The sequence below is a fragment of the Catellatospora sp. NPDC049111 genome (assembly GCF_040648615.1).
GTDB lineage: Bacteria > Actinomycetota > Actinomycetes > Mycobacteriales > Micromonosporaceae > Catellatospora > Catellatospora aurea.
On record NZ_JBEZEB010000003.1, the window covers coordinates 93,306 to 105,397 of the forward strand.

The 12,092-nt window shown below is 70.3% G+C and carries 12 protein-coding genes and 1 pseudogene; all 13 read left to right on the plus strand.

Annotated elements, in window-relative coordinates; all coding sequences use genetic code 11:
* Positions 1–75: 75 nt before the first annotated feature.
* A pseudogene (locus tag AB0B66_RS05265) lies at positions 76–573 on the plus strand (flavin reductase family protein); the annotation flags it as partial.
* Between the two features lie 95 nt (positions 574–668).
* On the plus strand, positions 669–2,147 hold the full coding sequence (locus tag AB0B66_RS05270) for an LCP family protein (protein ID WP_360523233.1): 1,479 nt from the start codon (positions 669–671) through the stop codon (positions 2,145–2,147).
* Positions 2,148–2,270: 123 nt separating this feature from the next.
* Positions 2,271–3,503, plus strand: a complete 1,233-nt coding sequence (locus AB0B66_RS05275; protein ID WP_360523236.1) for an LCP family protein — start codon at positions 2,271–2,273, stop codon at positions 3,501–3,503.
* Between the two features lie 95 nt (positions 3,504–3,598).
* The gene (locus AB0B66_RS05280) at positions 3,599–4,783 is read left to right on the plus strand and encodes an LCP family protein (protein WP_360523239.1); all 1,185 of its coding nucleotides are present in this window, start codon (positions 3,599–3,601) and stop codon (positions 4,781–4,783) included.
* Positions 4,784–5,116: 333 nt separating this feature from the next.
* Positions 5,117–6,079: an LCP family protein gene (locus AB0B66_RS05285; RefSeq protein ID WP_360524121.1), complete on the plus strand. Its 963-nt coding sequence runs from the start codon at positions 5,117–5,119 to the stop codon at positions 6,077–6,079.
* Positions 6,080–6,204: 125 nt separating this feature from the next.
* A complete protein-coding gene (locus tag AB0B66_RS05290; protein ID WP_360523242.1) occupies positions 6,205–6,540 on the plus strand; it encodes a rhodanese-like domain-containing protein in 336 nt (111 codons plus the stop codon).
* Between the two features lie 14 nt (positions 6,541–6,554).
* Positions 6,555–7,328, plus strand: a complete 774-nt coding sequence (locus AB0B66_RS05295; RefSeq protein WP_360524124.1) for a glycerophosphodiester phosphodiesterase — start codon at positions 6,555–6,557, stop codon at positions 7,326–7,328.
* Between the two features lie 61 nt (positions 7,329–7,389).
* Positions 7,390–8,613 (plus strand): HAMP domain-containing sensor histidine kinase, encoded by a 1,224-nt coding sequence (locus AB0B66_RS05300; RefSeq protein WP_360523245.1) that lies wholly within the window; start codon positions 7,390–7,392, stop codon positions 8,611–8,613.
* Positions 8,610–9,026: an ATP-binding protein gene (locus AB0B66_RS05305; RefSeq protein WP_360523248.1), complete on the plus strand. Its 417-nt coding sequence runs from the start codon at positions 8,610–8,612 to the stop codon at positions 9,024–9,026. Before AB0B66_RS05300 ends, AB0B66_RS05305 begins: the two co-directional genes overlap by 4 nt.
* A gap of 79 nt (positions 9,027–9,105) precedes the next feature.
* Complete coding sequence (locus AB0B66_RS05310) at positions 9,106–9,993, plus strand: DUF5926 family protein (RefSeq protein WP_360523251.1); 888 nt, start codon at positions 9,106–9,108, stop codon at positions 9,991–9,993.
* Between the two features lie 388 nt (positions 9,994–10,381).
* A complete protein-coding gene (locus AB0B66_RS05315; protein ID WP_360523254.1) occupies positions 10,382–11,011 on the plus strand; it encodes an NERD domain-containing protein in 630 nt (209 codons plus the stop codon).
* Positions 11,012–11,022: 11 nt separating this feature from the next.
* On the plus strand, positions 11,023–11,451 hold the full coding sequence (locus AB0B66_RS05320; protein ID WP_360523257.1) for a hypothetical protein: 429 nt from the start codon (positions 11,023–11,025) through the stop codon (positions 11,449–11,451).
* A gap of 37 nt (positions 11,452–11,488) precedes the next feature.
* On the plus strand, positions 11,489–12,004 hold the full coding sequence (locus AB0B66_RS05325) for a hypothetical protein (protein WP_360523260.1): 516 nt from the start codon (positions 11,489–11,491) through the stop codon (positions 12,002–12,004).
* Positions 12,005–12,092: the final 88 nt, after the last annotated feature.

A 12,092-nucleotide genomic window follows, 5' to 3' on the forward strand; every position in this document is an offset into this window, starting at 1 on the left:
GATGGGAAGGGCACCTTCTACAACGCGGAGCGTTGTGAAGGTGCCCTTCCTTTCATTCGAGGAGCGAGCGTCGTGATCCATGACACTGATCCCTTCGCGACCCCGGAATCGGAGCGCAGTGAGGTGCGCCGGTTGCGGGGGAGGTTCGGGATGACGGTGTGCCTGTGGACCGCGCCGGGGCCGGCCGGGCTGACGGTGTCGTCGACGCTGGTGGCCGACGGAGACCCGGGGCGGCTGCTGGGCATCGTCGACGACGAGTCGGAGCTGTGGCCGGCGATCGAGCGGGCGGGCGTGTTCGCGGTGACGCCGCTCGGCGAGGCGCACCGGCAGCTGGCCGACCGGTTCGCCGGGTTGATGCCCGCGCCGGGCGGGCTGTTCAAGCAGGAGCCGTGGACCGAGACGCCGTACGGGCCGGTCCCGGCGGGCACGACCACCTGGGCGGGCTGCCGGCTCGACGGCTCGCGGCCGTTCGGCTGGGGGCTGCTGGTCGAGGCGAGCCTGGTGGAGATCACGCTCGGTGACGCCGTGCCGCCACTGCTGCACCATCGTGGCAGGTACACGACACTGTCGTGATCAAGGCGGATCGGGAGGCAACCACCCTGTGAGCTGCCGCGCCACGATCATCACGTACCGGGGGGTTGTCGCAGACGCCTCGTAGGCTGGTTCTCATGTCCCAGCAGACGCCTGACGAACCCGAGGCCACCCCCCAGGCTGGGGACGCCGGTGCCGAGGACGTGTCCTCGACCCCTCCGGCCAAGCCCGCTCAGCGCCCGACCGGCCGGGCGTCGGTCGGCCGCGCCTCGGTGACCCCCCCTCCGGGCGGTTTCGCCAACCTGCCCACCGGTCCGTACCCGTCGGTCGGCGGGTCGTCGGGCGACGAGAAGAACAAGCCGGCCGCGCGTGTCTACGGCCGTGCCGCCGCCGGTGGCTCGGCGGACGGCAAGCCGGCCGACGACAAGGCGGCGGGCCGCGGTTCCGCCGCGCGGGCCACCAGCGGGCGGGCCTCGGTGCCGTCCACGCCGTCGGGCGCGGCCCGGGTGTCGTCCTCCTCCTCGCGTGGGCGCGGCAACGGAGGCTCGGCGCGGGTGCCGGTCTCCGGCACCGGGAACACGTACGGCTCCGCGAAGAAGAAGGTCCAGCCCAAGTGGGGCCGGATCGCGCTGGTGGCGCTGATCGCGCTGGCGCTGTGCGGCGGCCTCGGCCTGGGCGGCGCGTGGCTCTACGCCAAGAGCGTCGAGGGCGACCTGTCCCGCACCGACCCGTTCAGCGCGCTCACCGGCGGCCGGCCGCCCAAGACCGTCAACGGCAGCCAGAACATCCTGCTGGTGGGCAGCGACTCACGCGACCCGGACGCGCCCACCGACCAGGGCGGGCAGTGGCGCACCGACACCATGATCATCATGCACATCCCGTCCTCCCAGGACCGCGCATACCTCATCTCGCTGCCCCGGGACCTGCACGTCTACATCCCGAAGGACGCCGCGCAGGCCGACTGCGGCACGCGCAAGGCGAAGCTGAACGCCGCGTACGCCTTCGGCGGCATGCCGCTGCTGGTGAAGACGGTCGAGTGCTACAGCTCGGTGCGCATGGACCACGTGATGCTGATCGACTTCGGCGGCTTCACCGAGGTGGTCGACGCGATCGGCGGCGTGGACATGAAGATCGAGAAGACCATCACCTCGATCCACAAGCCCAAGCGCACCTTCACCAAGGGCACCATGCACCTCAACGGCGCCGAAGCGCTGGACTACGTACGCCAGCGCAAGCAGTTCCCGGACGGCGACTTCGCCCGAATGCGGCACCAGCAGCAGCTGCTCAAGGCGCTGCTGGACAAGGCGGCCAGTGGCGGCATCCTGACCAGCCCGGGCAAGCTCAACGACTTCCTCGGGGCGGTCACCAGCGCGGTCACCGTCGACCAGGACTTCAAACTGATCGACATGGCGATCCAGTTCCGCGGCATCCGCAGCGACGACCTGGTCTTCCTGACCAGCCCGCACCTGGGCAGCCAGATGGTCGGCGGGGAGAGCGTGGTCGTCTCGGACAAACCGAAGGCCATCGCGCTCTACGAGGCGGTCGGGAAGGACCAGATGAAGCAGTGGTACGAGACCAACGTCAGCCCGCCACCGTCACCATCTGTCAATAATTAGCAATGAAAATTCGTCGCAAATCGGTCTAAATACATCTGATTTGGTCTATGCAGCCTCGCGGTTCCGTAGGCCGAGCTATTACAGTGGCTCGGTCTACGGTCAACCAGACCCCCGGGGGAACGCGTGGCGAACAAGCAGCGGCGAGGCGGTGCCCAGAACACCGTGCCCAGCCAGCGGAGTCGCCGACCCGCGGACGCCTACGACGACGAGCCCTCGGGCAGAAAGAACGGCCACTCGCTCAACAAGGGCAAGGGCAAGAAGAAGTCCAAGCGCGCCGCCCCCCTCTGGGCGAAGCTGACGCTGACCTTCGGCGCCCTGCTGATGATGGTGGCCGGCGGCGCGATCGTCGGCGTCAAGTCGTTCGAAGGCCAGCTCACGGACAACGTCGCCGTCGTCGACGTGCTGGGCGACGCCGGCAAGGCCGACACCGGGCCGAAGGGCAGCGACCTCAAGGGCCCGATCGACATGCTGCTGCTGGGCATCGACGTGCGCGCCACCCAGGAGAAGAACAACGCCCGCGCGGACACGGTCCTGCTGCTGCACATCCCGGCCACGCACGACCAGGCATACCTGATGTCGATCCCGCGCGACACCCAGGTCGACATCCCCGCCAACCCGAAGACCAGGTACAACGGCGGTACCGACAAGATCAATGCGGCCTTCTACTTCGGCGCGCAGAACGGCGGCGGCTGGGCCGGCGGCCTGGGCCTGACCGCGAAGACGGTCACCAAGCTGACCGGCATCACCTTCGACGGCGCGGCCGTCATCGACTTCGGCGGCTTCAAGAAGATCATCGAGGCCCTCGGCACGGTGAACGTCTGCGTCGAGGAGGACGCGGAGTCGCTGCACTACTACTACGTCAAGGGCAAGATCACGTACGTCAACGAGCACAAGGCCGCCAGCCAGGGGCTCAAGCCGTACGTGCACAAGAAGGGCTGCAAGGAGAAGCCGGGCTGGGAGGCCCTGGACTACTCGCGCATCCGCAAGTCGCTCGACGACGGCGACTACGGCCGCCAGCGCCACCAGCAGCAGCTGATCAAGGCGATGGCGAAGAAGGCGAGTTCCAGCGGCGTGCTCACCGACCTCGGCAAGGTCAACGCCCTGATGAAGGCTGTTGGCGAGTCCATGATCCTGGACACGCACGGCGTCCCGCTGATCGACTTCATGTTCTCCCTGAAGGATCTGGCCGGCGCCGACCTCGTGCTGCTGAAGACGAACGCGGGCTGGTACAACAGCTCGGGCAGCGGCGGCGAGGCACTCAGCTCCAGCACGATGCAGATGTTCCGGGCCGCCAAGAACGACACCCTGGGCCAGTTCACCCTGCTCAACCCGGAGTTCGTCAACAGGGAGAAGTGACCGCGCCACGTAAACGGCGAAACCACTGCAACGCACCGGACCTGGGGAGTCACGTGGCGACATCGACGCTGGACAGAGACGAACGGCGGGGCCAAGTGCCACGTCAGCGCCCCCGCCGGGGTGACGACGCGGAACCGGCTTCGACGAAGACGAAGAAACGCAAGAAGAAACGCGGCGCCTCACTGGCCGCCAAACTGGCGATCACCTTCGGCGCGCTGCTGATGATGATCTCCGGGACGGCGATCGTGGGGGTCAGGACGGTCGTCGGCAACATCGAGGGCAACATCCAGGTGACCGACAACGACACGCTCGCCGATCCGGAGGCCTCGGCCGAGCCGGCCGCCCCGGCGGGCAAGGAGTTCGCCGGAGCATTCAACATCCTGCTGCTGGGCATCGACACCCGGACCGGCCAGAAGGCGACGAACGCCCGCTCCGACACCATCCTGATCCTGCACGTCTCGAAGAACCACGACCAGGCGTACCTGATGTCGGTGCCGCGGGACGTGAACATCCCCGGCTCGCAGCAGCGCATCAACGGCGCGTTCACGAACGGCCTGGGCAGCGACGGCGACTGGCGAGGCGGGCTGAAGTCGGCCGCCAAGTCCATCGGCAAGCTGACCGGCATGACGTTTCAGGCGGCGGCCGTCATCGACTTCGGCGGGTTCAAGACCTTCATCGACGCCCTCGGCACCATCCCCATGTGCGTGGAGGCCGACACCAAGTCGATCCACCACTTCGTCGTCAAGGGCAAGGCCAAGTACATCGGCGGCATCGCCGACGAGCACGAGGCCGACAGCTACGCCCGGCGCAGCGGCAACCCGCGCTACCTGCACAAGAAGGGCTGCCGGGAGATGGAGGGCTGGGAGGCCCTCGACTACGCGCGCCAGCGTTACCTGCCGGACGGCTCCGGCGACTACGGCCGCCAGCGCCACCAGCAGCAGCTGATCAAGGCGATGGCGAAGAAGGCCGGCTCGGCCGGCGTGCTCGCCGACTTCGGCAAGGTCAACCAACTGATCGCCGCGGTGGGCAAGTCGATGCTGCTCAGCCTGCCCAAGGGCATGGGTGTGACGGACTTCCTCTTCACGATGAAGGACATGGCCGGAGCTGACCTGGTGCTGCTCAAGACCAACTCGGGCACCTACGAGAGCGTCATCGTCGGTGGGCAGTACCAGGGCGAGGGCCTCGACAAGACGACCAAGGACATGTTCCGCGCCGCCAAGAACGACAAGCTGGGCAACTTTGCACTTATCCATCCAGAAGTCGTCAACAACGAGAAGTAATTTCAGATTCAACGCCTCCCGGAGTGAGCGGTCCATACGCTGAGAGTGAGGATTTCTCACTCCCGGGGAGGCGGCATGGCCAGCTCCGCGTGGCATTCCGGCGACGGCGGGAGGGATGGGGCCCGAGCCACGGGCCTCGGCTGGCCCTCCCCGGCGGCGGCACCACCCGGGCACGGCTCACCCCGCTCCGGTCTCGGCTGGCCGGAGATCCCGCGTGGGACCGGAAACGCCCGTCGGCACAGCCATCGCGCCGCCCGGATGAGCCGCTCGGAGCCGCCACGCCGCCGCGCCCGGCGCTGGCCGCAGGTGCTGGCAGCGATCCTCGTGGGACTGGTGCTGCTCGCCGGTGGCGGCCTGGTCGCCGGGCAGGCGCTGATGCACCGCTACGAGTCGAGCGTCAGCCGTGACGTGCTGCTCGACCCGCGCGCCCGGGACATGGCCGACTCGCAGGTGGGCTGGCGGCGGCTCAGCGGCCCGCTCAACTACCTGCTCATCGGATCCGACCTGCGAGAGTCGAACCCGGGGGCGGGGCAGCGCTCGGACACCATCCTGGTCGTCCAGGTGGACCGCGACCTGAACCACGCGTACGTCATCTCGATCCCGCGCGATCTGCGGGTGGAGATCCCCGAGATGGGCGGCACCTCGTTCGGCGGGGCGCGGCAGCGTATCAACGCGGCGTTCGAGGCCGGCGGGGGTGGCAGCGGCGGCGTACAGCTGCTGTCGGCCACCCTGACCGCGCTCACCGGGATGCGCTTCGACGGTGCGGCGGTGGTCGACTTCGGCGGCTTCACCCAGGTCATCGACAGCCTCGGCGGGGTGAACATGTGCGTGGACACCGAGGTGCGCTCGATCCACACCAAGCGCCTGTTCACAGTCGGCTGCCGCGAGATGAACGGCGCCGAGGCGCTGGACTACTCCCGGCAGCGGTACGGCCTGCCGAACGGCGACTTCGACCGGCAGCGCCACCAGCAGCAGCTGGTGAAGGCGATCCTGAGCAAGGCGCTGGACAGCGGGGTGACCCGCAACCCGCTCAAGCTCGACCAGTTCATCCGCGGCATCGGGCAGTCGCTCACCCTCGACACCGGCGAGGCGACGCTGACCGACCTGCTCGTCGCGCTCCGCAACATCCGCCCGGACTCGCTCACCGGCATCCGGGTGCCCTCCTACCCGCAGAGCATCGGCGGGGTGTCGTACGTGCTGCTGCAGGACGGGGCCGAGGACCTGTTCCGGGCCATGCGCGACGCCGATCTGGCCACCTGGGTGCAGCAGCACCCGGAATGGATCAACGCGATCTGAACGTCAATATGCGGAGCCCGCTCCGCGGCCTTAATCGGTGTCCAACCTCCGCTGCGCTCCGGCTGGACACCGAGCGGCCCCTCCGACGGGCTCCCAAGCGGTGCAAGACCCTTACACTTGCAGGCGTGTTCGCTGCGCAGATCCCCACCGCCACCGTCGCCGAGGTGCCCGCCGACGCTTTCCTGCTCGACGTCCGCGAGGACGACGAGTGGGCCGCCGGCCACGCCCCCGCGGCTGTCCACCTGCCCATGATGCAGATCCCGGCCCGCATGGCCGAGGTTCCGCAGGACCGCGAGGTCTACGTGCTCTGCCGGGTGGGCGGCCGTTCCGGCCAGGTCGTGTCGTATCTGCGCCAGCAGGGCTGGGACAACGTCACCAACGTCGACGGCGGCATGATGGGCTGGGCCGCCGCCGGCCGCCCGGTCGTCGCCGACGAGGGCCGGGCGCCGCAGATCATCTAGTCGTGAGCGAGCGTATGAGCCCCACCCCCGACCCGACCCCGCTGGTCTTCGCGCATCGTGGCTCGTCGGCCGCTCTGCCCGAGCACACGCTGGGCGCGTACGCGCGCGCGCTGCGCGAGGGCGCCGACGGCATCGAATGCGACGTGCGGCTGACCCGCGACGGGCATCTCGTGTGCGTGCACGACCGGCGCCTGGACCGGGTCAGCGACGGGCGGGGGCCGGTGGCCGCGTACACGCTGGCCCAGTTGCGAGCCCTCGACTTCGGCTCGTGGCACCCCAGCGGGCAGTCGGCCGGGGTGCTGACGCTGGAGGAGCTGCTCGACACGGCGCGCCAGGCCGGGCGGCCGGTGCGAATGCTGATCGAGACCAAGCACCCCAACCGGTACGGCAAGGCCGTGGAGTACCGGTTGCGGGCGGTGCTGAACCGCCACGGCCTGACCAGCACGTCGGCGTCCGCGCCGGTGCGGGTGACGGTGATGTCGTTCTCGCCGCTGGCGGTGCGCCGCTCGCGCGAGCTGCTGCCGTCGCTGCCCACGGTGCAGCTGATGGACCTGCTGCCACCGGGCCTGCGCATCAGGCGGCTGCCGTTCGGCACCCGCATCGCGGGCCCCGGCCTGGAGCTGGTGCGCCGCCGGCCGGATCTGGTGCGGCGGCTCAAGGCCGGCGGCCAGCAGGTGTACGTGTGGACCGTCAACGCCACCGACGACGTGGACCTGCTGCTCAAGCTCGGTGTCGACGGCATCATCACGGACCGCCCGGCCGAGGTGCTGGCACACCTCGGTCGTTGAATCATCACTGATCGGTCACGAGCCCTGGCGCGTCGCTGTTCCGGCAGGCAGGATCCTGCATGTGGAGGTGGCGTACCGCGAGCTGACGTTGGGTATCGCCGCGCTCTTCAACGACCCGGTCACCGGCCGCGGCGGCCTGCCCGCCCTCGACCGCCTGCTGCACCTCGGCCAGTACGCGCTGGGCGTGCCCGGCATGGCGCTCTCGGAACTGCACCTCACCGGCGGGGCCGGCCGGGTGATCGCCGCGACTGGCACCGCCGACTGGGCGCTGGGCCGGCCGGTCCAGCCTGAGGTGGTCACCGCCGTCCTGCGCCCCGGGCCGACGACCTACCGGGTGGAGCTGGGCGCGGTCGACGACGAGGCCTCGGACCAGATGTCGTCGCTGGGCAGCCGCTGGATCCTGCTGCACCGGATCGACCTCGTCGGCCGCCCGCCCGCCCTGCTGGGTGCGTTCATGCCCGACGACCGGCCGGCCGACGCCGACCAGCTCGCGGTGATGGCGCTGCTCGGGGCGACCGTCGGCCGCCTCTACAGCGAGCGGGCCGGGCTGCCCGTGCAGAGCGCCGGCGACGACCTTGCCGACCGCGAGCTGTTCATCGCTGTCACCAGCCACGAGCTGCGGACCCCGGTCACCGTCATCAAGGGGTACGCGGACACGCTGCGCGACCACTGGAGCCAGCTCGACGACAAGGCGCGCCGGGAGGCGGCCCGGGTGATCGGCCAACGCAGCGACGAGCTGGCCCGGCTGGTCGACCGCCTGCTGGCCGCGAGCACCGACACGGCGGTCGGCACACTGTCGCCAGGCCCCTTCGATCTCGTCGAAGCGCTTCGCCACGCCGCCACGAACCTGCCCGCCGATCTGCGCCGCCGGTTCCGCCTGGAGTTGCCGGAGCGCCTACCGCTGGCCTACGGGGACCGCGCCACCATCCCGAACGTGCTCACCGAGCTGGCCACCAACGCCGACAAGTACTCGGCCCGGGAGGAGACCGTGGTGCTGTCCGCCGGCAACGACCGGCGCACGGTCTACTTCCAGATACTCGATCGGGGGATAGGGATCGCCCCCGGGCAGGCTCATCAAGTGTTCGAGCGGTTCTGGCAGGCGGACAGCGGCGACGGACGGCGGTACGGTGGTGCCGGTCTGGGTCTTTATCTCGTCCGAAAGACTATTGAACGACAAAACGGATGGGTGTCCTTACGTCCCCGGGATGGGGGAGGTACGGTCGCAGAGGTACGGCTGCCGCGAGGTGACGTCAAGAGGGATGCGAATGCATCCGGGGAGGCATGATCGTGTCGATGGCTGTCGCTGAGCGAGCCTGGTGCGTGGTGGTCCCCCACCACGCCCGCGGCGCGCAGCAGGCACGACACCGCCTCGCCGCGGCTCTCGCCGACGCGGTCACCCCGAACCTGCTCGCCGACGTGGTCTCAGTCGCCGCCGAGCTGGTCGGCAACGCCGTACGCCACGCGGAGCCGCTGCCGGGCGGGGTCGTCCGGCTGGCCTGGCGGTTGCGGATCGTCGAGTCGAAGCAGGTCATCGAGGTGCGCGTGACCGACGGCGGCGCCCAAGGGCTGCCCCGCCCGCGCACCGCGGGCGCCGAGGACCCGGACGGCCGTGGCCTCACCATCGTCGATGCGCTCGCGGTCCGGTGGGGTGTCGAGCGGGACGGTCTCGGGCAGAGCGTCTGGGCGGAACTAAGCTGACCCGGTGATCCCACGCCAGCTGTCCGAGAGGCGAAAGAAGCCTCGGGCAGGCTGCGCCGAGCGGAGCTGAGGAGCAGCCGTGAGCAAGAAGAATCGCCTGGACAAGAAGCAGCAGGCGAAGGAGCAGAAGCAGCCGAAGGTGCGCGACGTCTTCGTGGCCCGCCCGTTCGCCGGGCTGGCCGCCGAGACCGAGCTGGTGGCGCTGCGCGAGCTGGTGCCCGCGGCGACCGCGCCGCTCACCCTGGCCCCGGAGTACGCCGAGAAGTACGGCGACCGCCAGATCACGCTGGCGACCATCCTCCCGATGGCCTGGCCCGCGCTGACCAAGACGGACGGGCGCATCCTGCTCGGGCTGCAGCGGCACGAGCGCTCCGGCGACGTGAACCGCGACCTGGCCGTGGCACTGCTGTGCGCGCTCGAGGGCGAGCCCGGCGCGCCGGTGAACGTGCCCCCGCTGCCGGGCGAGGGTCCGCGCCTGGGCGACCTGCTGGTCGACGCGCCGCTGGACATCACGGTGCACGAGGGCTTCGACTTCTGGCTCGACGCGGACCAGGAGCGCGACGCCGAGGTGTCGGCGTCGCTGGACGCCGCCAACGCCTCGGTCTACCCCACCGTGCGGATGGCCGCGGCGCCGGCCGCGTACTGGTGCCGGGTCCCGGAGAAGGCCCACGTGCGCTGGGTGCTGCCCGACAGCGAGGATGTGGCGCTCAACGCGCTGGCCCGGCTGAGCGCGGCGGGCGAGCTGAAGCTCACCGACGAGACCAAGTTCGCCGGCATGTTCCGGGCGCACGGCCTGCTCGTCCCGGTGTGGGACCTGCCGTCGGCCCCCGAGGCCGGTGCGTGGGAGGAGTCGCTGGCCGCGGTCTCGGCGCGGTACGCCGCGGCGAAGGCGGTCGACGAGCCGCTCACCCCCGACCAGCGCCGGGCCCGGCAGGGCCTGCTCGGGCGCCAGCTGACCCTGCGCTGACCTGCCTTTTCACGCGTTCTCCGCTGCGCCCGTGCTGCTCCGGCAACACGGGCGCAGCCGTGTCTCAGGCACGCTCACCGCACGGCGGCCCGGCACGTGAGAATCTCGGCGGTGCGCGGCGACAGACCTGCCGCGTGAGCCCCAGGGAATGAAGCTGAACCGGACATTCATCCATTCATTCTTGCTGAGTGCCCGATTTGCCCCCTGACACATCGATGAGCGAACACGTACGGTAAGGGACACCTAACTCAATGCGTGTCGTTCCACCCGGAGGCACCCCATGACCGTCTACCCCGATCGTGCGCCCTTCCTGCGCCCGACCTTCGGACGCTCCCCCAGCCTGCCGGTGCCGTCAGGACCAGACACCGCCCCGCCCCCCGGTTCCCCCATGGACTGGGCCCGTCGCCGCCGCGCCGACCGAGCAGTCCGGCGCATGTCGGCCGCCGAGGATCGCGCGGTGCACCGCCTCGGTCGCGACTGGCACGTCATCGAGTGGCCGCACGCATTGCTGACCAGCCAGGCCGCGCAGGCCGGCACGGCCAAGCCGCAGCAGCCCTCCAACGCCGGCTTCCTCGCCATCGGCCCGGGTGGCATCTTCAGCGTCTCGATCGCCCAGCACGGCCGCAGCCGGGTGCTCATCGCCGGCGACGTGGTGCAGATCAGCGGACGCCGGCCGCCGTACATCTCGCAGGCCCGGCGCGACGCCAAACGCGCCGCCAAGGCCATCTCCGCGGCGATCGGGCAGGACATCAAGGTGTTCGCCGTGCTCGCGTTCGTCGGCAGCGGGCCGATCAGCGTCAACGGCCTGCCCAAGGAATGCATCGTCACGTCGTACCGCGAGCTCGACAAGGTGCTCGACTCCACCGGCCGGCGGATCACCGGAACCACGGCCGAGAAGCTGTCCCAGGTGGCCCGCAACCCCGCGATCTGGGTCAACCAGCCATACGCCGCGGGCAGCGGTTACACGTGGCATCCGGAAGGCGCGACCCCCGGTGACAAGGGCACTGCACGCGGGTAACGTGAGCAGCGATGACCCACATCGAGCTCTCCCTCTCCCCGTTGGAGCCGATCGCCGTCGACCCGCTGCACAGCTGGTCGGTCCCGGTTTCCTCGGCCGAGGAGTCGTGTTTGGTCATCGACGCCGCGGGCTTGATCGTCGCCGCCTCCTCGTCCTGGGTCCGGCTGCTCTCCGTGGAGCACCACACCGAGCTGGCCGGGCGGGACGTGCGCGAGGTGCTGTGCCTGATCGACTTCACCGCCGCCGGCAACGAGCTGGGTGAAGCAGAGCGCGAGCAGATCCCCCCACTGCTCGCGCTCACCTCCAAGCGACCCGCACGCGGACTGCTGCGGGTGCGCGGGCCCCAGGACACCCCCAGCCGCACCCTCGACGCCGTCGCGACCCCGCTGTGGCAGAGCGGGCAGGTCGTCGGCTCACTCAGCTTCTTCGCGGCGGTATGACCGCGGGTAGGGCGACCACGCGCTAATCTCGTTGCCCATGCCCCTGCGTCCAACCCGTCCGTCCAACCCGGCCCTCCCGCTCGCCACCGCGTGCCTGGTCGGCGCGGCTCTGCTCAGCGGTTGCGGAGTTCCGCCCGAACTGCAGCCCAAGCCCGGCGGCACCGTGCCGCAGCCGTCCGTGTCACCCAGCGCGGTGACGCTGCCGCCCAGTTTCAGCCTGCCGCCGTCGGCCCCGCCCAGCAGCCCCGGCCCCTTCCCCGAGCTGACCGTCACCGACTGCCAGGGCCGGCCCAGCGGCGACCAGATCATCGCCGCGGTGCGCCGCAAGTCGTCGATCCTGCCCGGCTCGGGCACGGTCACCGTGACCAGGCCCCCGGTCTGCGCCGGAACCTGGCAGTACACCGTGCTCACCGTGGCCGGTCGCGAACCCCTGCAGGTCGTCACGAAGGGCGCGCCCACCTCGCTCGACCTGGTCACCGCGGGCACCGACATCTGCACCGTCGAGGTGCGCAACTTCGCCCCACCCGGCATCCGCATCACCGCCGGCTGCTGACTTCGGCCGCCGACCGCACCGATGGCCGCGACCGCCAGCGCATTCGGCCGCCGACCGCACCCGCCAGGAGCGGAAGTCCGCGCAGCGG

What these genes read in the sequence shown, in the direction of transcription:
- AB0B66_RS05270 (WP_360523233.1), top strand. Translation starts at nt 669, where the DNA reads ATGTCCCAGCAGACGCCTGACGAACCCGAGGCCACCCCCCAGGCTGGG.
- AB0B66_RS05295 (WP_360524124.1), top strand. Translation starts at nt 6,555, where the DNA reads ATGAGCCCCACCCCCGACCCGACCCCGCTGGTCTTCGCGCATCGTGGC.
- AB0B66_RS05305 (WP_360523248.1), top strand. Translation starts at nt 8,610, where the DNA reads ATGATCGTGTCGATGGCTGTCGCTGAGCGAGCCTGGTGCGTGGTGGTC.
- AB0B66_RS05315 (WP_360523254.1), top strand. Translation starts at nt 10,382, where the DNA reads ATGGACTGGGCCCGTCGCCGCCGCGCCGACCGAGCAGTCCGGCGCATG.
- AB0B66_RS05320 (WP_360523257.1), top strand. Translation starts at nt 11,023, where the DNA reads ATGACCCACATCGAGCTCTCCCTCTCCCCGTTGGAGCCGATCGCCGTC.
- AB0B66_RS05325 (WP_360523260.1), top strand. Translation starts at nt 11,489, where the DNA reads ATGCCCCTGCGTCCAACCCGTCCGTCCAACCCGGCCCTCCCGCTCGCC.